At 65.7% G+C, this 24,579-nt stretch carries 27 protein-coding genes; 12 read left to right on the top strand and 15 right to left on the bottom strand.

Going from position 1 to position 24,579, the window contains the following annotated elements:
• Window positions 1-46: 46 nt before the first annotated feature.
• Both HQ354_RS22055 and HQ354_RS22050 read right to left on the bottom strand, forming a co-directional pair.
• The gene (locus tag HQ354_RS22055; RefSeq protein WP_068422081.1) at window positions 47-979 is read right to left on the bottom strand and encodes a GNAT family N-acetyltransferase; all 933 of its coding nucleotides are present in this window, start codon (window positions 977-979) and stop codon (window positions 47-49) included.
• 4 nt (window positions 980-983) lie between these two features.
• Window positions 984-1,574: a peptide deformylase gene (locus HQ354_RS22050; protein WP_068422291.1), complete on the bottom strand. Its 591-nt coding sequence runs from the start codon at window positions 1,572-1,574 to the stop codon at window positions 984-986.
• A 212-nt stretch (window positions 1,575-1,786) separates the two neighbouring features.
• On the opposite strand from HQ354_RS22050, the gene HQ354_RS22045 reads away from it, so the two are divergent.
• From HQ354_RS22045 to HQ354_RS22025, 5 genes are all read left to right on the top strand, one after another.
• Window positions 1,787-2,116, top strand: coding sequence for a DUF3263 domain-containing protein (locus HQ354_RS22045; RefSeq protein WP_068422084.1), 330 nt, complete (start codon window positions 1,787-1,789; stop codon window positions 2,114-2,116).
• Between the two features lie 42 nt (window positions 2,117-2,158).
• Window positions 2,159-2,695 (top strand): LytR C-terminal domain-containing protein, encoded by a 537-nt coding sequence (locus HQ354_RS22040; RefSeq protein WP_174551357.1) that lies wholly within the window; start codon window positions 2,159-2,161, stop codon window positions 2,693-2,695.
• Between the two features lie 88 nt (window positions 2,696-2,783).
• Window positions 2,784-3,476 carry a superoxide dismutase family protein gene (locus HQ354_RS22035; RefSeq protein ID WP_068422090.1) on the top strand — a complete coding sequence of 231 codons (693 nt, stop codon included), beginning with the start codon at window positions 2,784-2,786 and terminating at the stop codon, window positions 3,474-3,476.
• A 15-nt stretch (window positions 3,477-3,491) separates the two neighbouring features.
• Window positions 3,492-4,631, top strand: a complete 1,140-nt coding sequence (locus HQ354_RS22030; RefSeq protein ID WP_254303399.1) for a glutamate--cysteine ligase — start codon at window positions 3,492-3,494, stop codon at window positions 4,629-4,631.
• Window positions 4,632-4,717: 86 nt separating this feature from the next.
• A complete protein-coding gene (locus HQ354_RS22025; RefSeq protein WP_261769007.1) occupies window positions 4,718-5,998 on the top strand; it encodes a phosphatase PAP2 family protein in 1,281 nt (426 codons plus the stop codon).
• Here HQ354_RS22025 and mnhG read toward each other — a convergent pair.
• Genes mnhG through HQ354_RS21995 form a run of 6 tightly spaced genes read right to left on the bottom strand, consistent with a single transcriptional unit; the run spans window position 5,970 to window position 12,315 of the window.
• Complete coding sequence (mnhG, locus tag HQ354_RS22020) at window positions 5,970-6,305, bottom strand: monovalent cation/H(+) antiporter subunit G (RefSeq protein WP_114328016.1); 336 nt, start codon at window positions 6,303-6,305, stop codon at window positions 5,970-5,972. The genes HQ354_RS22025 and mnhG overlap by 29 nt on opposite strands.
• Window positions 6,302-6,559 (bottom strand): monovalent cation/H+ antiporter complex subunit F, encoded by a 258-nt coding sequence (locus tag HQ354_RS22015; RefSeq protein ID WP_068422099.1) that lies wholly within the window; start codon window positions 6,557-6,559, stop codon window positions 6,302-6,304. The genes mnhG and HQ354_RS22015 overlap by 4 nt, the downstream gene beginning before the upstream one ends.
• Window positions 6,556-7,200 (bottom strand): Na+/H+ antiporter subunit E, encoded by a 645-nt coding sequence (locus HQ354_RS22010; RefSeq protein ID WP_068422102.1) that lies wholly within the window; start codon window positions 7,198-7,200, stop codon window positions 6,556-6,558. Before HQ354_RS22010 ends, HQ354_RS22015 begins: the two co-directional genes overlap by 4 nt.
• Window positions 7,197-8,837, bottom strand: coding sequence for a Na+/H+ antiporter subunit D (locus HQ354_RS22005; RefSeq protein ID WP_068422105.1), 1,641 nt, complete (start codon window positions 8,835-8,837; stop codon window positions 7,197-7,199). The genes HQ354_RS22010 and HQ354_RS22005 overlap by 4 nt, the downstream gene beginning before the upstream one ends.
• The gene (locus HQ354_RS22000) at window positions 8,834-9,475 is read right to left on the bottom strand and encodes a Na(+)/H(+) antiporter subunit C (protein ID WP_222635574.1); all 642 of its coding nucleotides are present in this window, start codon (window positions 9,473-9,475) and stop codon (window positions 8,834-8,836) included. The genes HQ354_RS22005 and HQ354_RS22000 overlap by 4 nt, the downstream gene beginning before the upstream one ends.
• The gene (locus tag HQ354_RS21995; RefSeq protein ID WP_068422110.1) at window positions 9,472-12,315 is read right to left on the bottom strand and encodes a Na+/H+ antiporter subunit A; all 2,844 of its coding nucleotides are present in this window, start codon (window positions 12,313-12,315) and stop codon (window positions 9,472-9,474) included. The genes HQ354_RS22000 and HQ354_RS21995 overlap by 4 nt, the downstream gene beginning before the upstream one ends.
• Before the next feature lie 257 nt (window positions 12,316-12,572).
• On the opposite strand from HQ354_RS21995, the gene HQ354_RS21990 reads away from it, so the two are divergent.
• From HQ354_RS21990 to HQ354_RS21975, 4 genes are read left to right on the top strand one after another with little or no spacing between them, the layout of a single operon-like run.
• Window positions 12,573-12,914 carry a helix-turn-helix transcriptional regulator gene (locus HQ354_RS21990; RefSeq protein ID WP_068422113.1) on the top strand — a complete coding sequence of 114 codons (342 nt, stop codon included), beginning with the start codon at window positions 12,573-12,575 and terminating at the stop codon, window positions 12,912-12,914.
• Window positions 12,907-13,377, top strand: a complete 471-nt coding sequence (locus HQ354_RS21985) for an SRPBCC family protein (protein ID WP_068422116.1) — start codon at window positions 12,907-12,909, stop codon at window positions 13,375-13,377. Before HQ354_RS21990 ends, HQ354_RS21985 begins: the two co-directional genes overlap by 8 nt.
• Entirely contained in the window at window positions 13,374-13,769 is a 396-nt protein-coding gene (locus tag HQ354_RS21980; protein ID WP_346764459.1) for an NUDIX domain-containing protein, read from the top strand. The genes HQ354_RS21985 and HQ354_RS21980 overlap by 4 nt, the downstream gene beginning before the upstream one ends.
• Window positions 13,770-13,820: 51 nt before the next feature.
• Window positions 13,821-14,573 (top strand): isocitrate lyase/phosphoenolpyruvate mutase family protein, encoded by a 753-nt coding sequence (locus tag HQ354_RS21975; protein ID WP_167678511.1) that lies wholly within the window; start codon window positions 13,821-13,823, stop codon window positions 14,571-14,573.
• A 44-nt stretch (window positions 14,574-14,617) separates the two neighbouring features.
• Here HQ354_RS21975 and HQ354_RS21970 read toward each other — a convergent pair whose 3' ends face one another.
• The 7 genes from HQ354_RS21970 to HQ354_RS21940 all read right to left on the bottom strand — a co-directional run bounded on the left by HQ354_RS21970 (window position 14,618) and on the right by HQ354_RS21940 (window position 20,756).
• Window positions 14,618-16,756, bottom strand: coding sequence for an AAA family ATPase (locus HQ354_RS21970; RefSeq protein WP_068422122.1), 2,139 nt, complete (start codon window positions 16,754-16,756; stop codon window positions 14,618-14,620).
• Entirely contained in the window at window positions 16,753-17,613 is an 861-nt protein-coding gene (gene pssA, locus HQ354_RS21965; RefSeq protein WP_068422124.1) for a CDP-diacylglycerol--serine O-phosphatidyltransferase, read from the bottom strand. The genes HQ354_RS21970 and pssA overlap by 4 nt, the downstream gene beginning before the upstream one ends.
• 8 nt (window positions 17,614-17,621) lie before the next feature.
• Window positions 17,622-18,338 carry a phosphatidylserine decarboxylase gene (locus tag HQ354_RS21960; RefSeq protein WP_068422127.1) on the bottom strand — a complete coding sequence of 239 codons (717 nt, stop codon included), beginning with the start codon at window positions 18,336-18,338 and terminating at the stop codon, window positions 17,622-17,624.
• Between the two features lie 103 nt (window positions 18,339-18,441).
• The gene (locus HQ354_RS21955) at window positions 18,442-18,711 is read right to left on the bottom strand and encodes a GlsB/YeaQ/YmgE family stress response membrane protein (protein ID WP_068422131.1); all 270 of its coding nucleotides are present in this window, start codon (window positions 18,709-18,711) and stop codon (window positions 18,442-18,444) included.
• A gap of 76 nt (window positions 18,712-18,787) precedes the next feature.
• The gene (locus tag HQ354_RS21950; RefSeq protein WP_068422298.1) at window positions 18,788-19,243 is read right to left on the bottom strand and encodes an SRPBCC family protein; all 456 of its coding nucleotides are present in this window, start codon (window positions 19,241-19,243) and stop codon (window positions 18,788-18,790) included.
• Window positions 19,244-19,381: 138 nt separating this feature from the next.
• The gene (locus tag HQ354_RS21945; protein ID WP_068422134.1) at window positions 19,382-19,894 is read right to left on the bottom strand and encodes a hypothetical protein; all 513 of its coding nucleotides are present in this window, start codon (window positions 19,892-19,894) and stop codon (window positions 19,382-19,384) included.
• A 64-nt stretch (window positions 19,895-19,958) separates the two neighbouring features.
• Complete coding sequence (locus tag HQ354_RS21940; protein WP_068422137.1) at window positions 19,959-20,756, bottom strand: DUF1206 domain-containing protein; 798 nt, start codon at window positions 20,754-20,756, stop codon at window positions 19,959-19,961.
• Window positions 20,757-21,142: 386 nt separating this feature from the next.
• Here HQ354_RS21940 and HQ354_RS21935 point away from each other — a divergent pair, with 386 nt between their 5' ends.
• The 3 genes from HQ354_RS21935 to HQ354_RS21925 are packed head-to-tail and all read left to right on the top strand — an operon-like array spanning window position 21,143 to window position 24,578.
• On the top strand, window positions 21,143-22,798 hold the full coding sequence (locus tag HQ354_RS21935; protein WP_068422143.1) for an FAD-dependent oxidoreductase: 1,656 nt from the start codon (window positions 21,143-21,145) through the stop codon (window positions 22,796-22,798).
• Window positions 22,795-24,231 carry an ATP-binding protein gene (locus HQ354_RS21930; protein WP_068422146.1) on the top strand — a complete coding sequence of 479 codons (1,437 nt, stop codon included), beginning with the start codon at window positions 22,795-22,797 and terminating at the stop codon, window positions 24,229-24,231. The genes HQ354_RS21935 and HQ354_RS21930 overlap by 4 nt, the downstream gene beginning before the upstream one ends.
• Entirely contained in the window at window positions 24,228-24,578 is a 351-nt protein-coding gene (locus HQ354_RS21925; RefSeq protein WP_068422151.1) for a UBP-type zinc finger domain-containing protein, read from the top strand. The genes HQ354_RS21930 and HQ354_RS21925 overlap by 4 nt, the downstream gene beginning before the upstream one ends.
• Window position 24,579: the final 1 nt, after the last annotated feature.

Raw genomic sequence — 24,579 nt, 5'->3', positions numbered from 1 at the left:
CCGTCACCTTAGGCGCTCGCACCCGTGCGTGCGAATGTGCAGCCCGCTATACATTCGCGCGCACGGGTGGCGCAGCCGCGTACCGATACCGGTGATGCTCGAGAAATCCGAGTCCCTGGTACATCGCGATCGCACCGGTGTTCTCGGCGGAAACCTGCAGGTAGGCATGCGTGGCACCATGGTCGCGCCCCCACGCTACGAGCTCGCCGCACATCCGCGTCCCGAGCCCGTTGCGTCGATGCGCGGGCGCCACCTCGACGGCCGTCAGACCGACCCAGCGCCTGCCGTCGGGAGCATCCGTCACCGCGGCCCGCCCGATGGCGAGCATCGTGCTCGCCGCCGAGCCGATACGGCCGAAGCCGAGCACGCCGTCCCGCACCGACGAGATGACGTCGAGTGCGCGGCTCGGAAGTCGGCGGCCGCGGTACCGATACAACCCGAGCCAGTCCTCGCCGGGAGCATCCGCGATCACCGACACCGAGTCGGTGGGAAGCGGCACCTGCGAGATGTCGGCCGCCATGACGAGCGTCTCGTCGCGCGTCGACCATCCCGGCGGCACCGCGCCGAGCCGGTCCGGGAGCAGCAGCGTCGGAGGCAGCAGGCGGGCGTGGAACCACTGCACTATCCGAGGAAGCGATTCCATCGACGCCGACGGTTCGACCGGTACCGCCGAGTTCGCCCGGCCCGTGAAACCGTGCCCGGCCCGCAGCAGCCATCCGTCGATCCACGCCTGTTCGACGCCCGGCCACCCGTCGGCTGCGGCCCGCTCGAGCCCCCTGATCTCCGACGTCCGAATCGGTCGAGGGCCCAGCTCCTTTAACGCGACGACGCGGTCAGGCGTCACCCGCACGACCCGGCCGTCCGACGCCCGCACCGCGACGACGGATTCGTCGTGCTCCACGAGTTCCCCGATGACGTCCGTCATCGGGTGACTCTGTCCGGACGGCAGCAGGTAGCGCAGCGCGACCCGTGGACCCACGGGTTCAGTCCTCGTGACCGAAGGGATCCTCGACGGTTCCCGGAACCCACGACAGTCCCGGCTTGCCCCAGCCGGCGCGTTTGATCGCCTTCTTCGCCGCGCGTGCGTTGCGGCCGATGAGCACGTCGACGTACAGGAATCCGTCCAGGTGGCCGACCTCGTGCTGCAGCATCCGCGCGAAGAAGCCGGTGCCTTCGATGTCGACGGGATCGCCCTTGGCGTCGGTGCCCGTGACCCGTGCCCAGTCGGCACGACCCGTCGGGAACTGCTCGCCGGGAACCGAGAGGCAGCCCTCGTCGTCGTCCTCGGGATCGGGCATCGTCTCGGGAATGGCCGACGTCTCCAGCACCGGGTTGACGACCTCGCCCTTCCGGCGGATCATCTTCCCGTCCGGGCCCTGGTCGGGGCAGTCGTAGATGAACAGTCTCAGCGGTACGCCGACCTGGTTCGCGGCAAGCCCGACTCCGTTCGCGGCGTCGAGCGTCTCGTACATGTCCGCGAAGAGTTCGGCGAGTTCGGCGGGAGTCTTGGTGACCTTTTCGGTCGGGGTGTGCAGCACCGGGTCGCCGACGATCCGGATGGGGAGAATTGCCATGTTGACCAACAATAGTGGCGGGCCGGTCGTGACCGTGCACGCGGTGAACCGGGTACGACGCGCCGCGCGTGCGCCGCGCGCACGGTAGGCGGTGCTCAGCGTGGTTGAATGATCGCGAACCACACGTGTGTAATTCGTGCGGGTCGAGTGGGCCGGGATGTTCGGCCGCGAAACGACTCCGCAGATGCGGGTCCGAGAAGTCGAGGAGTGAGATGGACGGCGCTGCAGCGCGTGACTCGAACCAGTCTCAGCAGTCCGGCGATGCGAAGAACCCCAACGAGGTGGGCGACGACGGCCTTACCCGTCGCGAGCACGACATCCTGTCCTTCGAGCGTCAGTGGTGGAAGTACGCGGGCGCGAAGGAAGACGCCATCAAGGAACTGTTCTCGATGTCCGCCACCCGCTACTACCAGGTGCTGAACGCGCTCGTCGACCGTCCGGAAGCTCTTGCCGCGGATCCGATGTTGGTCAAGCGACTCCGTCGTCTGCGGGCAAGTAGGCAGAAGGCCCGCGCGGCTCGCAGGCTCGGCTTCGAGATCTGACGTGCGTAGGCCCGCGATTGCGATCAACTAGTGTCTTCGGGTGTGAGCAGTCCTAACCCGGAATCGTCCGGTCCTCCGCTCCGCGCTCTGGCAATGGTGTTGATCTCGCTCGCGATTCTGTTCGCGGCAATCGGTGCACTGTCTTTGACCGGTTCGGACGACAGCGACGACACAGCGTCCGAACCGACGACCAGCGAGCAGGCCGCGGCCCCCACATCGGCAGCGGCGCCAGCCCCCACGTCGGCTTCTGCGGCTGGATCGACGTCGGCGTCCGCGACGGCGTCGGCCACGACGTCGGTGGACCCGGCCGATGTCGATGTGCGAGTGCTCAACAACAGCGACGTGTCCGGCCTGGCGGCCGACACCGCAGCAACCCTGACGTCCGACGGCTGGACCATTGCCGAAACCGGCAACTACGCCGCCTCTCAGATCCCCTCGACGACGGTCTACTACGGAACCGGCCCCGGCGAGCAGGCTGCGGCTCAGCAGATCGCCCAACAACTCGGCGCAACCACGCAAGCACGCCCGGCGACACTCAGCGAATTCGGCGACGGCGTGATCGTCATGGTGACGCAGTAACAGCTGACAACCCGTGGTCGGCTACTACTACGGGGCATAGTTAAGATCGACGCAACCGTATCGCCGGCCCCACGAAGGAGCTTCTCCCATGGCACCGACAAGTACAGCTCGATCGAAGATGCGCTCCTGGCGTTTCGCTACCCCGATCGTCGCTGTCGCGGCATTCGGCCTGACTGCCTGCAGCGCCCCCGAGACGCCCTCCGACGTTCCGGGAACCACTCCTCCGGTGTGGACCGGACACGAGGATCCGAGCGGACACGGCGTCGCTGCCGACAATCCGGAGAGCACCGTCGAAGCGGAGTTCGAGAACGCGTCGGGCACCACGGTCGGCACGGTGTCCTTCGTCGAGGAGGGCGACCATCTGGTCGTCACCGTCGAAGCCGAGAACATGACGCCCGGCTTCCACGGCCTGCACATCCACACCGTCGGCAAGTGCGAGCCGAACTCGACCGCTCCGACAGGCGGAGAGCCGGGCAACTTCCTGTCCGCCGGCGGTCACCTTCAGGTCGACGGCCGCACCGAGCACCCCGCGAGCGGTGACCTGACGTCGCTGCAGATCGGACAGGACGGAACCGGCACCCTGGTCACGACGACCGACGCCGTCACGCTCGACGATCTGCGTGCCGACGGTGGCCGCGCGGTCATCATCCACGAAGGTGCCGACAACTTCGCGAACATTCCGACCCGCTACACGCTGCCCGACGGCGCTGCGGTTCCCGACATGAACACGTTGATGACCGGTGACGCCGGCGGCCGCGCCGCCTGCGCAGTTCTGCAGTAGGTGAACTCTCCGAGCGTGCCGGGCGCACCACCTGCGATTCCGTTCAACAGCTCGGCACGCCCCACTCTCGGAGTCGAGTGGGAAATAGCGTTGGTGGACAAGGACTCTCTGGACCTGGTCAACTCGGCGGCCGCCGTCATGGACGGTGTCACCGAGCTGGCCGGGGCCGAGACGCCTCGGGTCACGAAGGAATTGCTCCGCAACACAGTCGAACTCGTCACCGGAGTGTGTGACAACGTCGGCGAAGCGATGGACGATCTGGACGAATCGCTGAATCTCGTTCGGAGAGCGGCAGATCCGCTGGGAATCGACTTGGTCTGCGCGGGGACGCACCCGTTCGCCGAATGGTCGACCCAGGTGCTGACGCGCTCGCCGAGTTACGACGAGCTGATCGCACGTACCCAGTGGTGGGGTCGGCAGATGCTCATCTGGGGTGTGCACGTCCACGTCGGAGTCTCGTCTCCGCACAAGGTCTTCCCGATTCTCAATTCGCTGCTGCTGCAGTATCCCCACCTGTTGGCGTTGTCCGCGTCGTCGCCGATCTGGGCGGGTTCGGACACCGGATACGCGAGCAACAGGGCGCTGATGTTCCAGCAGCTGCCGACGGCCGGTCTGCCGTTCCAGTTCGAGAACTGGGGTCAGTTCGAAGGGTTCGTACGGGACCAGATGAAGACCGGCGTCATCGAACAGCTCGGTGGCATGCACTGGGACATTCGCCCGGCGCCGAAATGGGGAACCATCGAGGTCAGGGTCTGTGACGGTGTGTCCACCAGGCGCGAGCTGGCCGCTCTCGTCGCGCTGACGCACTGCCTGATCGTCGACCTCGACACCAGACTCGAGGCGGGAGAAGACCTTCCGAGCATCCCGCCGTGGCACGTGCAGGAGAACAAGTGGCGTGCCGCCCGATACGGGCTCGACGCCGAGATCATTCTCGACGCCGACAGCAACGAGCGGCTGGTCACCGACGACCTGAACGACCTTCTCGAAAAGTTGGCGCCGACGGCCAAGCGCCTGGGGTGCGCCGACGAGCTGGCGTCGGTAGCCGACATTCCCCGTCTCGGCGCGTCGTACCAGCGGCAGCGACGCGTCGCGTCGGACGCGGGCGGGGACCTGAAGGCCGTCGTCCGGTCGCTGGTCACGGACCTGAACGCCTGACGGTTTCGTCGTAATCCGCCGTTCATCGACCGTTTACTATGAACGGCGTGCTCCAGGGAGAAGAGCGCGCCCTCACGGGCTCGCAGATGTCGGGGTCCCTGCGTCCCTTCGCGATCGGTGCTGCCGTCGTCGCGGTGTCGTTGTTGTCGCTGCAACTCGTGGCGTCGCGCTACGGTTTTTCCGGTCCATTGCCGAGCATCGTGAACGACTTCGTCGGCACCCCCAAATCGATGGCGGTCCCGTGGGGCGGGCTCGCTCTGGCGTTGGTCGGGGTCGCGGCTCGCGTGCGCGTGTGGGCGTTGGCGAGCGCGGTGGCCATCGATCTCGTCGGGATCGTCGTACGACTCGACGCGGGACTGCCGTTCTCGGTCGGCAATGGTGCCGTCATCGTGCTCACCGGTCTCGCGCTGTACGCCGTCGCACGTCGTGATCCGCGCGGACTGAAAGCTGCGTGCCTCGGGGGTCTGCTGATCCTCGCGACCAAGATCGGCGACGTGTGGCTGCAGATCACGACGATCGTGCGACCCTACGTTCTCGACGAATACGCCCAGCTCGCCGATCACGCGCTCGGCAACCCGTCGTGGCTCGTGGGCAGCGCACTCGCCGAGCTCGGACCCGGTGTCTACGCGGTGCTGCACTGGGTCTACATCCAGCTGCCCGTCGCCGCCATCGCGATCGCGATCTACCAGCTCCGAGGCGTGACCACCGGGGCGTGGCCGTCGCACTATCTGGTTCGCACGTTCCTGCTGATCGGCATCGTCGGCCCGATCTTCTACATTCTGTTTCCCGTGGTCGGTCCGGTGTTCGCGTTCGGTGCGGATGGCGACGGCTTCCAACTCGGCAACTTCTGGCCGACGGTCGTGCCTTTCGACGGCACCCCGTCGGCCATCGGATTCGACGGCGAGACGCCGCGGAACTGCATGCCGAGCCTGCACACCGCGTGGGCACTCGCGCTCTTCGTGCATTCCCGACGCGGCCCGTGGTGGTTGCGGCTCGGTGGAACCGCATGGCTCGTCTGCACCCTCGCGGCGACGCTCGGATTCGGCTACCACTACGGCGTCGACCTCGTTGCAGGCGTCGTACTGTGTCTGACGCTCGAGTCGATCCTGCGCGACCCGGAACGTGGTTGGGACCGCGCTCGGGTGCGGCTCGTTGCGTTCGGGGCGATGATCATGGTCGTGCTTCTGCTGAGCTACCGCTACCTGGCCGTGCAGTTCGGCAACTATCCCGAGCTGTTCGGTCCGCTGATCCTCGTGCTGATGGGCGCCGTCGTCGGCATGTTCTACGCGACGTTCTTCGCCGCCCCGGGAACGACGCTGGCCACGTGGGGCGGCCGGCCTAGTCTCCGTCCGACTCCATCTCGTTGACGATGAGCAGCCCGTCGCGTCCGCGCTGCTCGCGGTAGGCGACGCGGCCGACGACGTGCGCGATGACAGGTGCGGTCACGAGAGTGAAGATGCCGACGAGCACGAGCATCCAGATGTCGACGTTGCCCCGCAGTTCGATGACGGCACCCGCCAGCACGAGCAGTAGGCCGACGACCTGAGGCTTGGTCGCCGCGTGCATGCGCGACAGTGTGTCCGGGAATCGGACGATGCCGACTGCAGCGGTGAACGCGAGCGTCGCGCCGAGCAGAATCAGGATCGCCGAGATCACTTCCAACAACGTGTTCATTCGTCCCTCACCCGGAATCGTGCGACGCTGACCGAGCCGATGAAGCTGACCAGCGACAGTGCGACGATCGAGGGGACGATCGTCGTGTCCTTGCTGTAGACCGACCACACCGCGAGTCCGCACATCGACACCGCGAGGATGGTGTCCATCGCAACGAGTCGGTCGAGGGTGCTCGGGCCGTCGAGCAGGCGGTACGCCGTGACGACGGCGGCCGCGACCAGCAGGATGCCGGCGATGGCGAGAACGATCGTCACGACCAGTTCCCCTTTCGCTCGTCGTCGGTCTTCTTGTCGTCTCGGCCTTCGCGGTACGTCGTCACGTCGTCGCCGAGAACGCCGTGGTAGCGCTCGTACTCCTGGAAGTGCAGCGGACTCGGCTTCCAGTCGGAGTCACGCTCGAAACCGGCGATGAAGAGTTTCTCCAGATGTCGTACGTACGCGTAGAACGAGTCGACGGCCTTCTGGCTGCCCATGTCGAGGACGTGCACGTACAGCAACCTGCGGGTCTGGTCGATCTCGAGCACCATCGTTCCCGGCACCAGATTCATCGCGTCGACGAACAGTGTCAGCACGAGGTCCGACTTGATCGCGATACGGCACCGCAGCACGCCGGTGACCGGGGGTGCCTTCGGCCGCACCGCGAGCCATGCGACGTTCACACTCGACTCGGCGGCGTAGTAGAAGAACCACGCGGTGAGCTTGATCAGGGACCACACGTGGACGCGACCCTCGACCGGAACCTTCGGTAGCGGCAGCAGCACCATGATGAGGACTCCGACGGCGATGCCGCCGAGGATGTTCGCGGGACTGACGTTGCCCCACAACAACACCCAGACGGCCGTCAGCCACGCGAGGATCCACAGTCGAAGCAGTACGAAGCGGTTGAGGAATGTCATCGGCCTGCCTCTTCTCCCGCGACCTGATCCATCGTCTTGTCCCCGAGGAACTCGGCGCCTCGCACCGCGTCGATGTACACCGAGCGATCGCGTAGGTCCGCGGCCGCACGATCGCTGATGTCGATGATGCGACCGGCGAACACCGTCAACGCCAGCCCGACCGCGACGAGCCCGATCGTCGGAATCAGCATGAACGCGGGCATGCGGCCCACGTCCTCCCGGTCGGCGAGCTGGATGTCGCTCGAATCGTCGAGCAGCACCGACGGGCTGTTGTCGGCCAGGTCGCCCTCCGGAGCATCCGCACGCGCACGCCAGAACGCCTTCGTCCAGACGCGGGCCATGACGTAGAGCGTGAGCAGGCTGGTCACCGTGCCGCCTGCGACGAGAATCCACGCGAGGACGCTGCCCTGCGCGCTACCGGCCTGCAGGAGCGCCACCTTGCCGATGAACCCGGAGAACGGCGGAATGCCGCCGAGGTTGAGTGCCGGGATCAGGAAGATGATCGCGAGAACGGGACTCGCGGCAGCGAGACTGCCGAGGCGTCGCAGCGACGACGATCCGGCCTGCCGTTCGATCAGACCGACCACCAGGAACAGCGTCGTCTGCACGATGATGTGGTGGGCGACGTAGTAGATCGCACCGGACAGACCCGACTGCGTCGACAACGCCACACCGAACACCATGTAGCCGATGTGGCTGACGAGCGTGAAGGACAGCAGTCGTTTGATGTCGCTCTGCGCGATGGAACCGAAGATGCCGACGAGCATCGTCAACAGCCCACACACCATCAGCACGTTGTCGAGGCTGCCGTCCGGGAAGAGCAGCGTGTGCGCGCGAATGATCGCGTACACACCCACCTTGGTGAGCAAACCGGCGAACACCGCGGTCACCGGGGCAGGTGCCGTGGGGTAGGAGTCGGGAAGCCACGTCGACAGAGGGAAGACCGCGGCCTTGATACCGAATGCGACGAGAAGAACCGCGAAGATCGCCGTCTTCGTACCCGACGGCACGTCGTCGAGGCGGGTGGCCATGTGTGCGAGATTCAGCGTGCCCGTCGCCGCGTAGACCAGTGCGATGCCGAACAGGAAGATCAGCGACGACACCATCGACACCATGACGTACGAGACTCCGGCTCGCACGCGGTCGGCGCTCGCACCGAGAGTCAGCAGCACGAACGACGCGGCCAGCAGGACTTCGAATCCGACGAACAGGTTGAAGAGGTCACCGGCGAGGAACGCGTTGCAGACGCCCGCGCTCAGTGCGAGATAAGTCGGCAGGAAGATCGAGACGGGCTGGTTCTCGTTGCCGTCGCGAATACCCTGACCGATCGAGTAGACCATGACGGCCAGCAGCACGATCGCGCTGACCAGCAGCATCAACGCCGACAGGCGATCGACGACGAGCGAGATGCCGATCGGCGATTCCCAGCCACCGACCTGAAGCGCGAACGTGCCGTCGCGGTCGGCCAGGAACAGCAGCAGGGCGGACACGACGACGACGGCCGTCAGCGCGACGACGGTGATGAATCGTTGCACCCGCGGACGACGACCCGCGATCAGAGTCAGTGCGGCGGCGAAGAGCGGAATGAGGACGGGCAGGGGAGTGAGGGCGGAGATGGCGCCGACGGGGATGGTCATTTCGCGCCTCCCTTCTTCCGCTTCGTCTTCTGACCGCTGCGTTCTGCGGTTCGGTCTTCTTCTGCGCTGTCGATTCCGTCGAGGCCTTTCATCTCGGGTTCGTCGTCGTCGTCGAAGTCACCGTCGTGCAGATCCTCGTAGCATTCGAGATCCTCGAGGTTCTTGAGGTCCTCGATCGGAATTGGGTTGCCGTCGGAATCGAACGCGTCGCCGCCGAAACTCGGCTCGCCGGTGACGGGGTCGTCGGACCGGTCGCGGTCGGGCATCTCGGCCATCGACCGGCGCTTGGAGACCTTGGTGTCCTCGGGGTCGTTCTCGACGTCGTCCTTCGTGTTGAGCGTGAAGGAGCGATACGCGAGCGCCAGGACGAACGCTGCGATACCCATCGTGATGACGATCGCGGTCAGAATCATGGCCTGCGCCAACGGATCTGCCATCGTGTCGTGAATCGACGTCGTGCGCCCGACGATCGGCGGGGTGCCCGTCGGGCCTCCCACCGTCAGCAGGAGGATGTTGATTCCGTTGCCGAACAACAGAAGTCCGAGCAGCATCTTGGTGATCGAGCGTTCCAGAAGCAGGTACACCCCCGTCGCGACGAGGATGCCGACGACGATCAGCATTCCGAGGTTCGCGGTCATCGGGCGTTCACCTGGCTCTGCATCTCCACCTGTGCGTCGAGACGTGCACCGAGACTTCGGAGTACGTCGAGTACGAGACCGACCACGATGAGGTACACGCCGAGGTCGAAGAACAGCGCGGTGACCAACTTGATGTCACCGAGCACCGGAAGCGTCAGCTCGATCGTCGCCGACGACAACGCGGGCGCGCCCAGGAACATCGACGCGATCGCGGTGCCCGACGCGAAGATCAGACCGAGGCCGAGGATCTTGCCCGCGTCGATCGGAACGGCTTCACCGAGTTCGTACCGACCACCGGCGAGGTAACGGAGAACGAGAGCGAGACCTGCCGTCAGGCCGCCCGCGAATCCGCCTCCCGGCGCGTTGTGGCCGGAGAAGAAGAAGTACACCGACAGCACCATGATCGTCGGGAAGATCAGACGCGTCGTGACCTCGAGGATCAGCGAGCGATGCCGCGGATCGATCAGGTCGCCGCCGAGCAGCCACGTCGTGTCGGTGCCGACGCCGCCGTCGGACTGCGTGGCCGGGGCGTCGGACACCCGCGGTGCGCTGCCGAAGCGACGGTTGCGGAACACGAGGCTCGCGACGCCGGTCGCGGCGACGAGGAGCACCGAGATCTCGCCGAGGGTGTCCCACGCACGAATGTCGACCAGCAGCACGTTGACGATGTTCTTACCGTCGCCGAGGTAGTAGGCCGCATCGGGGAGTTGCAGCGAAATCGGCTCCGCGCTGCGCGCGTTCATCGCGAACGCGCCGAGAACGGTGACGGTGACGCCGACGGCGATGGCCAGCGCCGCCCGCGGGAGGCGTGAACCGGCCGAGCCACGGTCGTCGACCTCGGCGGGCAGCTTGCGCAGCACGAGCACGAAGACGACGAGCGTCAGCGTCTCGACGAGGAACTGTGTCAGCGCCAGGTCGGGTGCGCCGTGGACGGCGAAGATGACGCCGCAGCCGTACCCGGTGAGTCCGACGAGGATGACGCTGGCCAGACGGTTGCGCATCACCGTCGCGCCGAGGGCGCCGGAAATCATGATGAGCGAGACGATGACCTGCAGCGGAGTGTCGAACCAGACGAAGTTCAGACCCGGTTCGCGTCCGAACGCGAGCAGCAGCATCGGCAGCAGAACCAGCGTGAGCAGGATGGTTCCCTGCGTCAGAGGGAGCGAACCACGCTGCGTGGTGCCGGTCAGTCGGAGCGAGATGGTGTCCATCGACTTCAGAACCGAGTCGTAGACGCGGTCGGCGTTGCCGAGTGGCGGGTGCTCGAATTTCAGGCGGTTGACCATGCGGTGCGCGATGAAGAGGGACACACCGCCGACCACGACGATGACCGTCAGACCCAGCGGCAGGTTGAATCCGTGCCACAGCGACAGGTGGTACGACGCCTGGCCGTATGCGTCGAGCGTGCGCGCGTACGGGCTGACAAGGGTGTCGACGACCGGCGAGAAGATGCCCGACACCAGACCGAGCACCGCGAGGAATGCAGGCGCCGCCATGAAGAGGGCCGTCGGCGCGTGCATGTTCTTGACGGCCGGGCTCGGGCGCTTGAGCTGCTTGCGGCCGAACGCTCCCCACACGAAGCGGATGCTGTAGGTCACGGTGAGGATGGAACCGACGACCAGGCCGGTGACGACGAGCACGCTGACGGTCGGGTTCAGAACCGGCGTCTCGATCACCGCGGACAGCGCCGCTTCCTTGCCGACGAATCCGAGGAACGGCGGCAGACCCGCCATGCTGGCGGCAGCCAGCGCGGCGATGACGGCCAACCACGGGGCCTTCTTGCCGAGGTGGGCGAGCTTACGGATGTCGCGGGTGCCGGTCGTGTGGTCGATGATGCCGACGACCATGAACAGCGTGGCCTTGAACATCGCGTGCGCGACGACCATCGTCAGACCCGCCAGCATCGCCTTCTCGGTACCGATCCCGACGAGGACCATCAGAAATCCGAGCTGACTGACGGTGCCGAACGCGAGGACCAGTTTGAGGTCGAACGCGCGCAGCGCTCGCCAGCCGGCCAGGATCATCGACAGCAGTCCGAGCGAGATGACCGTGGCGCGCCACGGCCCGGAGTCGGCGAAGCCGGGCGCCATCCGTGCGACGAGATAGATACCGGCCTTGACCATGGCCGCGGCATGCAGATAGCCACTGACGGGCGTCGGTGCCGCCATCGCGCCCGGCAGCCAGAAGTGCATCGGAACGATGGCCGATTTCGACAACGCACCGATCAGGATCAGGACGATCGCGACGCCGGGCAGCCATCCCGACGGGGCGTCGGCGACGACGTCGGACAGGTTGTAGCTGCCGGCGACCTGACCCAGGACGATGATGCCGACGAGCATCGCGAGGCCACCGGCGGTGGTGACCAGGAGGGCCTGCGTCGCGGCACGGCGTGACGAGGCACGTTCGGCATAGTGGCCGACCAGCAGGAACGACAGGACGGTCGTGATTTCCCAGAAGGTGTACAGGACCAGCATGTTGTCGCTGGTGATGAGACCGAACATGGCACCGGAGAACGCGACCATCTCGGCGGCGAAGATGCCGAGGCGCGGCTCGTCGTCCTCGAAATAACGGGCGCAGTAGAGCAGAATGAGCGCGCCGATACCGAGGACCAGCACCGACATGATCGCGGCCAGTGAGTCGAAGCGCATGTCGACGTTCATCGACAGGCCGGGGGCCCACTCGATGCTGAGGAACTGTTCGGTGTTCCAGTTCGCGACGACCCAGACCAGACTGACGAGCGGAACGAGCGCGAGTGGGAAGAATGCGTTACGGCCCCACCAGCGAACCAGAAGCGGAGCGAGCACGGCCGCGACCGTGTGCGCAATCAAAATAGCGAGCAAAAAGGTACTCCGTCGTCTCGGGTCGCGTCACCCTCGACGGGTGACGCGGTGGTCGTTGGGCGGCGTCGAGTAGGCGAACAAAACGAGAAATCAAGCTCGCGAGCCGTGTGCTCGGCCGGCGAGTATGGGTTGGCTCCCATATTACTTTGCGTGGCCGCGCGGCTCTCGACTGGTGCAAAAAGGACAGACCTGTTGACGGCGAGGGCGTCGGCGCCTACCGTAATCAACGTATGGATTGATAAAGGAGTTGGTTGATCATGAGCGTCACGGACGACAGGCTCGACGGGGCGTTCATGGCGCTCGCCGATCCGGTTCGGCGTGCCATCGTCGCCCGACTCAGTCGTGGGCCGTTGACGGTGAACGATCTCGCCGAACCGTTCGAGATCAGCAAGCAAGCCGTCTCACGGCACATTCAGGTTCTCGAGGCGGCAGGGCTCGTGACCCGGTCACGCGACGCGCAGCGTCGTCCGGTTCATCTGGACTCGGCGCGCCTCGAGGAGCTGACCGCATGGATCGACAAATACCGCATCATCCACGAACAGCAGTTCAGGAAGCTCGATGCACTGCTGGCCAACGACAAGGACTACGGCAATGACTAATCCCGTGACCATCACCGTGCCCGACGGCGTCCCGTTCATCACGATCACGCGTGAGTTCGACGCGCCCGTCGACGCAGTTTTTCGCGCCTACCGAGACCCCGAGCTCGTGGTGCAGTGGCTCGGACCGAACGGCTACGACATGAAGCTCGACACCTACGACTTCTCGACGGGAGGCCGTTACCGCTACGTGCACACCGACCCGGAGGGGGCGACGTTCGCCTTCAACGGTGTCTTCCACGTCGTGCGTGAGAACGACTTCGTGATTCAGACGTTCGAGTACGAGGACGTTCCCGACGTCGTCAGTATCGAGTCGATCACCTTCGTCGATCTCGGCGACGGACGCACTCGCATCGAAGGGCAGAGCACCTTCCCGTCGATCGAGGCGCGCGACGGCATGGCCCAGAGCGGTATGGAGAAGGGCGTCACCGAGGGGTACGAGAGATTGGATACCTTGCTTTCGTGATTCGTACCGCTGGGTTGGCGTATGTGAGAGACCGTCGAATGCTCCAGGCGCGCTCGACCGGGAAAACCGCGTTCTACATGGCAGGCGGGAAGATCGACCCCGGTGAGACGCCCGAGCAGGCTCTGCATCGGGAGATACGCGAGGAGTTGGATGCCGACGTCGTCGACGCCCGGTTCCTCGGCGTCTTCGCCTGCGACGCGTGGGGGCATCCGTCCGGAACCCCGCTCGAGATTCATTGCTTCGTCGCCGAGCTGGGTTCCGAGCCGGTGCCGACCAGTGAGATCGCCGAGATCAGATACTTCACGCGGGACGAGTACGCGGCGATGCCCGACGTCGCTCCCGGCTCCCTCATGGTGTTCGACCACATGAAGAAGCTCGATCTGATCGACTGAAGCAGGTACGGTGTGGGAGAACGTACGTTCTCCCAACCTTTAGGAGCTTCAATGTCGAGCTTGGCGCAGAAGGCAACAACCCTCCTCGAACTCCACAAGCCGGGTGACCCGGTCGTTCTCCCCACGGTGTGGGATGCGTGGTCCGCGAAGCTCGCCGTCGATGCGGGATTCACCGCGCTGACCGTCGGAAGCCACCCGGTGTCCGATTCGATCGGTAAGCCGGACAACGAGGGCATCACGTTCGACGAGTTGCTCGCGCGCATCTCGCAGATCACCGCGGCCGTCGACGTTCCGCTGTCCGTGGACATCGAGTCGGGATACGGCGAAGATCCGAAGCGTCTGATCGACGGCTTGGTCTCGGCCGGTGCAGTCGGCCTGAACATCGAGGACACCGTGCATAGCGAAGGCGGCCGTCTGCGTGAGGCGCAGGAGCATGCGGACTTCGTCGGTGCCCTGCGTGCGGCGTCGGACGCAACCGACGTGCACGTGGTGCTGAACGCGCGCACCGATCTGTTCGTCAAGCAGGTCGGTGACGAGAGCGATCGGGTCGAGCGCGCCATCGAGCGGATGAAGCTCGCCGCGGCTGCCGGGGCGGACTCGTTGTACCCGGTCGGCTTCCACAGCGACGACGACTACAAGCGTCTCGTCGAGGGACTTCCGTTGCCGGTCAACGCAATTGCCAACCCGGCCGACGGCGACCTCTCGCACTTCGCGTCACTCGGCGTGGGGCGCATCAGTTTCGGCCCGCTGTTCCAGGGTGCACTCGCCGGTGAGGCGTCGAAGTTGTTGGCGCGCTGGCGCTGACGCGCCCCGTGCGTGCGAATGTACAGCCCGCTGTACATTCGCACTCACGACCCGTAGGCCTCCAGGTGCGCCACTTGCTCGGGATCGAGCGAGGGGCGCACCGTTTTTCGCGCGGTCTCGACGTCGTCGCCCGTGACGAACGCGGCATCCAACGAGCGGCGCATGGCCGTCAGCGCGGCCTCTCGCAGGAGCGCGGAACAGTCGGCGGCCGAGTAGCCGTCGAGGTCGGTGGCGAGCAGATCGAGGTCGACGTCGTCGGACAGCGGCACGGATTTGCTCGACGCACGCAGGATGTCGGCCCGTGCCTCCGCGTCGGGCGGCGGGACGAACACGAGGCGTTCGAGCCTGCCCGGACGCAGCAGTGCGGGGTCGATCAGGTCCGGTCGATTGGTCGCCCCGAGCACGACGACGTCACGTAGCGGTTCGACGCCGTCCAGTTCGGTCAGCAGTGCCGCGACGACGCGATCGCCGACGCCGGAATCGCTGGTCTGCCCGCGTCGAGGTGCCAGTGCGTCGACCTCGTCGAGGAAGATCAGTGACGGCGCCGAGTCGCGCGCACGCTGAAACAGCTCGCGCACAGCCTTTTCCGACGACCCGACCCACTTGTCCATCAGCTCGGCGCCCTTGACGGAATGGACGCTCAGCTGGCCCGAACTTGCCAGCGCGCGCACGAGGAACGTCTTGCCGCAGCCGGGAGGGCCGTAGAGCAGCACGCCTCGGGGCGGCTCGATTCCCAAGCGAGAGAACGAATCCGGATGCCGCAGCGGCCACAGCACGGCCTCGGTGAGTGCCTGTTTCGTCTCGACCATGTCGCCGACGTCGTCGAGGGTGAGGCTGCCGATCGCCAATTCCTCTGCGCCGGAACGAGACAGTGGACGAATGACGTCGAGGGCGCCCAGCAGATCCGATTGAACGAGCTGCGGGTCCGACCCCTCGGAGCTCGCCCGCGACGCGGCCCGCAACGCAGCTTCTCGGACCAGTGCAGCCAGATCGGCGACGACGAAACCCGGTGTCCTGGCGGCTATCTCGCCGAGCGAGAGTCCGTCGGTCGGCGCCGTGCGCAACAGGTGTTCGAGCAGGGCGGACCGTCCAACGGCGTCGGGAAGTGACAGCGTCAGTTCGCGGTCGCAGAGATCCTGCGCGCGGAGCCGAGAATCGGTGGCCTCGGGGTGTGCGGTCGTGGCGACGAACGCCAAGCCTGCAGTGTCCACCGCGCGGCGGAGCTGATCGAGCACGAGGGTCGACGCGGGTTCGGCCGTGGCGGGCAACAGGGCATCGATGTCGGTGATCAGCAGGACGCCCGAGCCGGCGAGACCGTCGATCGCCGAGGAGACGGCGTCGACACGCGCGGATGCGTCCAACGCGCCGATCGACGGGCCGTCGAGTTCTGCGACGGTACGACCGGCGAGGACCGCGCGGGCGAGTGTGGACTTTCCGACGCCCGCGGGTCCGGTGATCAGGACGCCGAGGTGCGCCGACGCGCCGAGCCGCGCGAGCAGCTCCGACTCGTCGAGCGCCAGACGCAGCCATTCGGACAGCTTCGCCTGCTGTGCGGACACCCCGACCAGTTCGGTGACCGGCAGCGCGGCCGGGGTGTCGCGTGCAGTGGTGGGTGTGGACGCCGGTGCTTCGCCCCAGCTGACCGCCGTGTTCGGTTGCACGCTGACCGGACCCGACGGCGACGTGCTCGACACCGTCAGCAGTTCGCTCGTCCACGTGAAGCCGAAGGTTCGAGAGAGTGCCAGCGTCGCGGCAGTGGTGCTCGTGCCCGGGCCGAGGTCGCGGGGCAGGAGCGAAACCGTATCGCCGACGGTGACCACCTTGCCGAGCAGCGCTTGGCGCAACGTCGACTCGGAGATCGAACCCGTCGCCAGCGCCGAACCGCTGACCGTCACCGTCTTCGCGCCGTAGACCGTTACCGGTGCGACGGCGATGGAACCGTCTTCCTTGATGCCCGCGTTCGACAGGGTGACGTCGTCGAGCAGGGCCGTCCGGGGCGGCGTTCCGTCCGGCGCGCGTCCGGCGACCGCGGCCGTGCGACGCGCACCGATCACCGCGATGGCGTCCCATTCGCGGATTCCGAGCGCGGCCAGTACCTCCGGGTGCAGCCGAACGACGCCGCGTCTGGCGTCGGCCGCCGATGTGTTGAGTCGTGCCGTGAGGACCAGCTCCGGGGCTGTCACTGCGGCCCTCGGGGTCGACGCAGACCCAACCGGGCTGCGGAGCGACGCGTGTTACCGGGGGCGCGTCGGATCGCGCGACGCTCGGCGCGACGCTCGGCGGGTTTCGCCTCCCACGCGTAGGGACGGGCCGCGACCCATCGCTGCGAGCGCACGGCGAACGGAATGTGGATCAGGTAGACGAGTACCAGGACCATCAGCAGGATCAGCGGGTAGGTGATCAACGCTGCGGCTGCGAGTGCGACGAGGATGAGCAGCGCGGCGGCCATGCGGGGAGGAACGGATACGGTCTTGAGCGCGAGCGTCGGGATGCGGCTGACCGCCAGCCCCGCTGTGAAGAGCGTCCACCCGACGACGACGTAGAACGACGCCCACCAGCCGTCGCCCCATTCCTGGAACGCCGCGATCGGAGCCAACACGATGAGGGCGCCCGCGGGAGCCGGCACGCCGGTGAAGTACTCGCGGGCGTAGGCCGGTGTGTTGTCGTCGTCGAGCAAGGTGTTGAAGCGAGCCAGGCGCAGGACCATCGCGACGACGTAGATCAGCGCGATGATCCAGCCGGCGCTGCTGCCTTCGAGCAGTGTCACGTACAGCACCAGGGCGGGTGCGACACCGAAGGAGATGGCGTCGGCCAGCGAGTCGAGTTCGGCGCCGATCTTGCTGGTGGCGTCGAGCAGGCGGGCGATTCGCCCGTCGAGGGCGTCGAGAATCGCAGCGGCACCGATCATCGCCAGCGCGACACCGAGTTCGCCGTCGAGCGCGAACTTCAGCGCGGACAACCCGGCGCACAACGCCAGAATCGTCACCACCGACGGCAGGAGTCGAACAGCAGCGGGAGGTCGCGCTCGTCTGGTGATCATCGCACCGACTATCGGGGGAGTTCGGCAAGCACGGTTTCGGCCCCGACTGCGCGCTGACCGCGCTCGACGAGCAACTCGGTGCCCGCGGGGAAGTACGTGTCGAGGCGAGATCCGAATCGGATCAATCCGTACGTGTCGCCGATGGTCAACGTATCGCCGACCTTCGCGTTGTTGACGATGCGGCGGGCGATCAGACCGGCGATCTGTACGACGGCGACGTCGTGGCCCGACGGCGTACGAATGTGCATGCTGTTGCGCTCGTTCACCTCGCTCGCCTCGGCGAGGTCGGCGGACTTGAACTGGCCGCGCCGATGCACGACCTCGATGACCTCGCCACCGACCGGAACACGCTGAACGTGCACGTCGAGGACGGACAGGAAGATGCTGACGCGCGGCACCGGCGTCGTGCCGAGATCGAGCTCGGCCGGCGGAACCGCGGTGTCGACGAGCGTGATCAAGCCGTCGGCAGGGGCCACTACGACGCCCGGTCGATTCGGTGGGACGCGGCCGGGGTGGCGGAAGAACGTGGCGCACGCACCGGCGGCGGTCAGGCCTGCGCGACGCACCCACTTGTGCCTGCGTCCGAGAGCGGCCACGGCCAGCGGGCCTGCGACGAACGGAAGTCCTGCGGGGTGCATCGGCGGGACGGTGTCACGAATCAACTCGACGAAGTGTGCTGCGCCGGTGCGCTGTTCCTGACCGATCGGGGTGGGACGGCGTGCCACTTCGCTCCTTCTTCTCGTGCGTGTTCAGGGCCCGACGAAACGACAGCTGCCGGGGCCTCACAGAGTACGTGAGATGCCCCGGCAGCTGCGTGTGCGCTGTGGGTCAGACCCTCGATCGGCCGGTGACGAGCTTGACCAGGAACAGCAGGATCACTGCTCCGAGCAGGCAGGTCAGGAAGCTGAAGATGAGTCCGCCGCCTTCGACGTCGACGCCGAAAGCCTTGAGTAGCCAACCGCCGATCAGGCCGCCGATGATGCCGACGACGATGTTCAACAGAATGCCCATCGATGCATCCGTCTTCATGATCTTGCTACCGATCCAGCCGGCGAGTCCGCCGATGATGATCCAGCCGATGATTCCTAGGCCCAACATGTGGTGCCCCCTCTTGTGTGTGCCGTGGGTATTGCTCACAGGGGGTGCCCGGGTGGTCGGCGGTTGAAACCTTGACTTAGCTTCGTTCGCTCTCCGTCTTGATGCGCTGCAGGGTCCGGTTCATGCCGTCGACGAGTTCCACGTCGAATTGTTCGATTCCGCCGAGCACGTTCTTCACGAGGAACGTCGAGACCGCGCTGGTTCCCGTCGGTGCTTCACGCTTCTCGACGACGGTGGTACCGCCGTCCTTCGGGGTCAGGGTGTACGACCAGATGGTCTTGTTCTCGTTGACGCGGAACGCGATCGACTTGTTCGGCTCGAAGTCGACGACCTTCGACGTCGTAGGCCAAACGAGCAGGCCCTTCTTGTTGACGTTCAGTGTGGTCGTGCCCTTGCGGACATCGCCGCCGAACACCTTCATCAGCTTGCACTGCGGGCTCCACTCACCCATGCGCTTCAGGTCCGAGACGATCGCCCACACCTTGTCCGGGCTGGCGTCGACGTCGATGCTGGCTTCGAGGGTTTTGCTCACGCGTTCCTCCATCAGGGTTGGTGCTACCTATAGTCACACACACTTCCCCGAAGTGTGGGCAGGATGTCCCAGTCGTCCGCCGCAGATCAGGAAAACCTGCTGACAGCCGGACAAGTGGGACACCACACCCACCCGGCGTCAGAGCTTCCCGAATGCCACGCCCTTGTACGTCCAACCGCACGCGAGGACGGCGTCCTGGATCGGCTTCTTCAGCTCACCGGTCGAGAAGCGGTAGTTGTACACCTGCCCGTACTCGAGCTGCTCGGTGAACGCGTAGGCCGTTCCGAACTGGACGGACGACTTCTGGCCCCGGAACTTCTCCGCGGACGCGGTCAACGAAGGCACCCCTGCTCGCCATTCGACGGCCCACTCCTCGTCCACACCGCGCACCTCGTCGGTGGCCGGGTCGAGCTTCAGCAGAATGCGAAAGACTTTCGACAGTGACGCCTTGGCGAAGATCTCGTACCAGCGCGCGTCGACGATGCGCCACTCCGCGACGAGGTCGACGCCCTCGGCCGATCCGTCGCGGATGACGAACGGCGCGCTCGGACGGTTGACGGCCATCAGTGCGGCGTACACCTCGTCAGGTCTGCGGGCCGGAATGTCTGCGGACGGACGCTTCGTGCCGGTGAACATGTCGAACAAACCCACTGTGGTCTCCTCGTATCTCGTGTGAGAACACGATGACCGGTGAGGCTTGGAATCGACTTGGAGGCTACATCTTCGCGTGCCGTGCGAGCACGAATGCGTACAACCCGTACAGCGCGATGCCGACGCCGGCGAGGACCAACAGAACCTGGCCGAAGGGCTGTTCACCCAGAGTCTTGACGGCACCGTCGACGCCGGTCGCCTTGCTGGGATCGGAGGTGAAGACGGCGACGATCACGAGCGCACCCGTTCCGACGAGCGCGATTCCCTTCGCCGCGTATCCGGCGATCCCGAGACGTTCGACGCCTTTGCCGGTGTGGCCCTCTAGGTCGTCGAGGAAGTTCTTCGACACTCCCTTGTAGACGTGGTAACCACCGACGCCGATGATCACGAGTCCGACGACGATCAGCACGAACTTTCCGAAGCCGTTCTCCATCAGTCGTGCGGTGGTCGACGCGTTCTGTTCGCCGCTCGATTTGCCGGATCCGCGCGCGAAGCCGAACGTGGACCATGCGAAAGCGATGTAGACGACGGCGAGCGACGCGGCCTTGAAGCGGTCCATCGCGCTGCCCTCGTCGGCGTCCGACTTCTTGCCGACGATCGCCTCGACGATCCGCCACAACGCGAGCGCGACGAACGCGACGAACGCGATCCACAGTGCGATGGACCCGCCGGGTTTGCTGCCGAGCTCGGCGAGTGCACCGGACTGGTCGGCGTTGCCTCCCTGCCCGAACGCGAGTCGGATCGCGATGTAACCGATGAGAATGTGCAGTAAGCCGCTGACGAAGTGGCCGCAGCGAGCAGCCTTTTCGAATGCGCTGTTCTGTTGTACGCGCTCGGCCGCGTTACTTGCGTTCGTGTTCATATTTCAGCCCCCGAATCCGTGTGGTGCGCGGCGTACCCCTGCCGACGACATGTTCAAACACGCTCCGCGCGCCTACGAGCTTTCCGGTAACACGAGGCGAACACTGGTCGATAGAACGAACGAGAAATTCAGGCCAATCAGAAGTTGTTCGGAGTGATCGATCGTGAACTTTCCAACGATCTTGCGTCGTTCCAGGGCGGGAGTGCCGCTTCTGGAGTCCGCGCGTATGACCGGAAGTCCCCGTACGTGGCCGAGTGAGAAGCTCGAACGCCTCTTGACTCCTCGCGAGATCGACATGGTCAGACGAGGGCTGGTGTAAGTCCTCGGCGCTGACCACTCCGGAACGGCATAATCGGTGCGTAACGAACCGGCTGTTCTGGAGGGTCATGAAGCCTGCAATTCTCAGCGTGGACGACGACCCGGGGGTCTCTCGATCCGTCGCACGCGATCTGCGCCGTCACTACGGCGAGAAGTACCGCATCATCCGGGCCGAGTCCGGAGCGCAGGCGCTCGATGCATTGAAGGAACTGAAGCTGCGCGGTCAGCCCGTCGCGGTGCTCTTGGCCGACTATCGCATGCCGCAGATGAACGGCATGGAGTTCCTCGAACAGGCGATGGACCTGTACCCCTATGCGCGCCGCGTGCTGCTCACGGCGTATGCCGACACGGACGCGGCCATCGAGGCGATCAACGTCATCGACCTCGACTACTACCTGCTCAAGCCGTGGGATCCGCCCGAGGAGAAGCTCTACCCGGTGCTCGACGCCCAGCTGGAGGCATGGGCGTCGTCGAACCACCGGCCGGTGGAAGAGACCAGGATCATCGGCCATCGCTGGTCGGCACGGTCGTCGGAGGTTCGCGAATTCCTGGCTCGCAATCAGCTGCCGTATCGCTGGTACATGGCCGACGAACCCGAAGGTGCCCGCCTGTTGACGTCGGCGGGTGTCGACGACACGGTGTGTCCGGTCGTCGTCACAGCCGAAGGTAAGGCGCTCTGTTCGCCGACCGACGCCGAACTCGGCGATCACCTCGGCTTGACGACCACACCGTCGAACGCGTTCTACGACCTCGTCGTCATCGGTGGTGGTCCCGCCGGATTGGGTGCTGCCCTGTACGGGGCGTCGGAAGGACTGCGCACGACGCTCATCGAGCGCACCGCGACGGGTGGTCAGGCCGGCCAGAGCTCGCGCATCGAGAACTACCTCGGATTTCCCGACGGAGTTTCCGGCGCTCAACTGGCCGAGCGGGCGCGTCGGCAGGCATTGAAGTTCGGCGCCGAGGTGGTGACGACGCAGGACGTCGTCTCGTTGGAAGCGAACGGCGCTGCCCGGACGGTTCGTTTCGCCGACGGCAGCAGCATCGATGCGCAGACGGTCATCTTGTCGACGGGCGTCGCGTATCGGCAGTTGACGACGCCGGGCATCGAGAATTTCACGGGTCGCGGCGTCTTCTACGGTTCGGCGATGACGGAGGCCACGCGCTGCGCCGAGCAGGACGTCTACATCGTCGGCGGTGCGAACTCGGCAGGCCAGGCTGCGGTGTATCTGGCCCGCGGCGCGAAATCGGTGACCATTCTGATTCGCGCGCAGTCGCTCGAGGCGTCGATGTCGTACTACCTGATCAAGCAGATCGAGGAGAACCCGAAGATCACGGTGCGCACGTGCACCGAAGTCGTCGGCGTCGGCGGCGACGATCACCTCGAATCGATCACGCTGCACGACCGCGTCACCGACACGGACGAGACCGTTCCCGCGCAGTACCTGTTCCTGTTCATCGGCGCGGCGCCGCGCACCGACTGGCTCGACGGCTTCGTCGAGCGTGACGAACACGGTTTCGTCGTGACGGGTCCCGACCTGGTGGTCGACGGCAAAGCCCCGAGCGGGTGGGACCGCGAACGGCTTCCGCACCACCTGGAGACGAGCGTTCCCGGCGTCTTCGCGGCGGGCGACGTACGGTCCGATTCGGCGAAACGCGTCGCGTCGGCGGTAGGAGAAGGAGCGATGGCCGTCATGCTCGTGCACAGATATCTGGCGAACCCATGACCGCCCAGTGCTCTCCGGACGAGCTGAAGACGCTGTTCCTGTTCGAGCATCTGACCGACGACCAGCTGGAGCGACTGTGCCAGGAAGGGCACGTCGAGATCATCGAGCCCGGCCCGGTGTTCGCCGAAGGCGATCCGGCCACGTGCTTCTACGTACTGATCGAGGGATCGCTGGTGCTGTCGAAGCTGTCCGGCGGCGAGGATCTTGTCATCAACCGGACGTCGCAGCGCGGTGTGTACGCGGGTGCGTGGCAGGCCTATCTCCGTGACCGGGTGCCGCAGGTGTACCCGGGTTCCATGCGGGTCACCGAGCGGTCGAGGTTCTTCGTGCTCGATGCGGACTGCTTCGCCGAGATCGTCTCCGAGTGGTTTCCGATGGCTTTGCACCTGCTGGAAGGACTGTTCTTCGGAAGCCGCAACACCAAGCAGATCGTCGAACAGCGAGAGCGTCTGCTTGCGCTCGGCTCGCTGTCCGCGGGACTGACGCACGAGCTGAACAACCCGGCCGCGGCGGCCGTACGTGCGACGTCGGCGCTGCGCGATCGCGTCGCACACATGCGGCAGAAGCTGAAGATGATCGCCAACGGTTCGCTGGACCCCGGCTCGTTGACGTCGCTCGTCGGACTGCAGGAGGAAGCCGTCGAACTGGTCGCGAAGGCTCCCAAGCTGTCGCCGCTCGAGGCGTCGGACCGCGAGGACGAGCTGGGCGACTGGTTCGACGATCACGACATCTCGGGTGGCTGGGACATCGCGCCGACGTTCGTGCAGGCGGGCCTCGACGTGGCGTGGCTCGACAAAGTCGTTGCGACCGTGGACGATTCGCAGCTACTCGAAGGCGCGATTCGATGGCTCAACTACACCGTCGAGACCGAGTTGCTGATGAACGAGATAGCCGACTCGACAACGCGTGTGTCGACGTTGGTCGGTGCTGCGAAACAGTATTCGCAGATGGATCGGGCGCCGTACCAGACCGTCGACATTCGTGATCTGCTCGACAGCACGTTGGTGATGTTGGCGCGCAAGATCGGTGACGACATCACCGTGGTCAAGGACTACGACGCATCGGTCCCGCCGATCCCCGCGTACGCCGCCGAGCTGAACCAGGTGTGGACCAACCTGATCGACAACGCGGTACAAGCGATGGCAGGCGAGGGCACGTTGACGGTACGGACGCGTCGCGACCACGATCAGGTGCTGGTCGAGGTGTGCGACACGGGTTCCGGTGTGCCGGAGGATATTCAGTCTCGAATCTTCGAACCGTTCTTCACCACGAAACCCGTGGGGGAGGGGACCGGACTCGGACTCGACATCTCATGGCGCATCGTCGTCAAGAAACATCGAGGCGACCTGTCCGTGCAGTCCGTTCCCGGTGACACCCGATTCGTCGTCAGGCTCCCGATCGAGCCTGCAGCAGCGCCAGAGGAGGATCGATGAGCGAACACATTCCCGGAATCGACACCGAGGTCGCACCGTCGGGGCCAGGGTGTCTCGAATGTTCCGAAGCGAGCGGATGGTGGTTTCACCTGCGGCGCTGCGCGCAGTGCGGCCACATCGGGTGCTGCGACTCCTCGCCGTCGCAGCATGCGAGCAAGCACGCCGAGAGCACGGGCCACCAATTCATTCGCAGTTACGAACCGGGGGAGACCTGGTACTACAGCTACGCCGACGAGACGATGTACGACGGACCGGAACTGGCCCCGCCGCAACATCATCCACTGGACCAGTCGACGCCCGGCCCTGCGGACCTGGTGCCGTCGGACTGGCAGCGATACCTCAACTGAC

It is taken from the genome of Rhodococcus sp. BP-261, from assembly GCF_019835205.1.
Lineage (GTDB): Bacteria > Actinomycetota > Actinomycetes > Mycobacteriales > Mycobacteriaceae > Rhodococcoides > Rhodococcoides kyotonensis_B.
This window is presented reverse-complemented; position numbering and strand designations above follow the sequence as displayed.

Excerpts from the sequence above, each read along its gene's own strand:
- HQ354_RS22050 (WP_068422291.1), bottom strand. The coding sequence starts at position 1,574 with ATGGCAATTCTCCCCATCCGGATCGTCGGCGACCCGGTGCTGCACACC.
- HQ354_RS22045 (WP_068422084.1), top strand. The coding sequence starts at position 1,787 with ATGGACGGCGCTGCAGCGCGTGACTCGAACCAGTCTCAGCAGTCCGGC.
- HQ354_RS22035 (WP_068422090.1), top strand. The coding sequence starts at position 2,784 with ATGGCACCGACAAGTACAGCTCGATCGAAGATGCGCTCCTGGCGTTTC.
- HQ354_RS22025 (WP_261769007.1), top strand. The coding sequence starts at position 4,718 with ATGTCGGGGTCCCTGCGTCCCTTCGCGATCGGTGCTGCCGTCGTCGCG.
- mnhG (WP_114328016.1), bottom strand. The coding sequence starts at position 6,305 with ATGAACACGTTGTTGGAAGTGATCTCGGCGATCCTGATTCTGCTCGGC.
- HQ354_RS22010 (WP_068422102.1), bottom strand. The coding sequence starts at position 7,200 with ATGACATTCCTCAACCGCTTCGTACTGCTTCGACTGTGGATCCTCGCG.
- HQ354_RS22005 (WP_068422105.1), bottom strand. The coding sequence starts at position 8,837 with ATGACCATCCCCGTCGGCGCCATCTCCGCCCTCACTCCCCTGCCCGTC.
- HQ354_RS22000 (WP_222635574.1), bottom strand. The coding sequence starts at position 9,475 with ATGACCGCGAACCTCGGAATGCTGATCGTCGTCGGCATCCTCGTCGCG.
- HQ354_RS21990 (WP_068422113.1), top strand. The coding sequence starts at position 12,573 with ATGAGCGTCACGGACGACAGGCTCGACGGGGCGTTCATGGCGCTCGCC.
- HQ354_RS21985 (WP_068422116.1), top strand. The coding sequence starts at position 12,907 with ATGACTAATCCCGTGACCATCACCGTGCCCGACGGCGTCCCGTTCATC.
- HQ354_RS21975 (WP_167678511.1), top strand. The coding sequence starts at position 13,821 with ATGTCGAGCTTGGCGCAGAAGGCAACAACCCTCCTCGAACTCCACAAG.
- pssA (WP_068422124.1), bottom strand. The coding sequence starts at position 17,613 with ATGATCACCAGACGAGCGCGACCTCCCGCTGCTGTTCGACTCCTGCCG.
- HQ354_RS21955 (WP_068422131.1), bottom strand. The coding sequence starts at position 18,711 with ATGTTGGGCCTAGGAATCATCGGCTGGATCATCATCGGCGGACTCGCC.
- HQ354_RS21940 (WP_068422137.1), bottom strand. The coding sequence starts at position 20,756 with ATGAACACGAACGCAAGTAACGCGGCCGAGCGCGTACAACAGAACAGC.
- HQ354_RS21935 (WP_068422143.1), top strand. The coding sequence starts at position 21,143 with ATGAAGCCTGCAATTCTCAGCGTGGACGACGACCCGGGGGTCTCTCGA.
- HQ354_RS21930 (WP_068422146.1), top strand. The coding sequence starts at position 22,795 with ATGACCGCCCAGTGCTCTCCGGACGAGCTGAAGACGCTGTTCCTGTTC.
- HQ354_RS21925 (WP_068422151.1), top strand. The coding sequence starts at position 24,228 with ATGAGCGAACACATTCCCGGAATCGACACCGAGGTCGCACCGTCGGGG.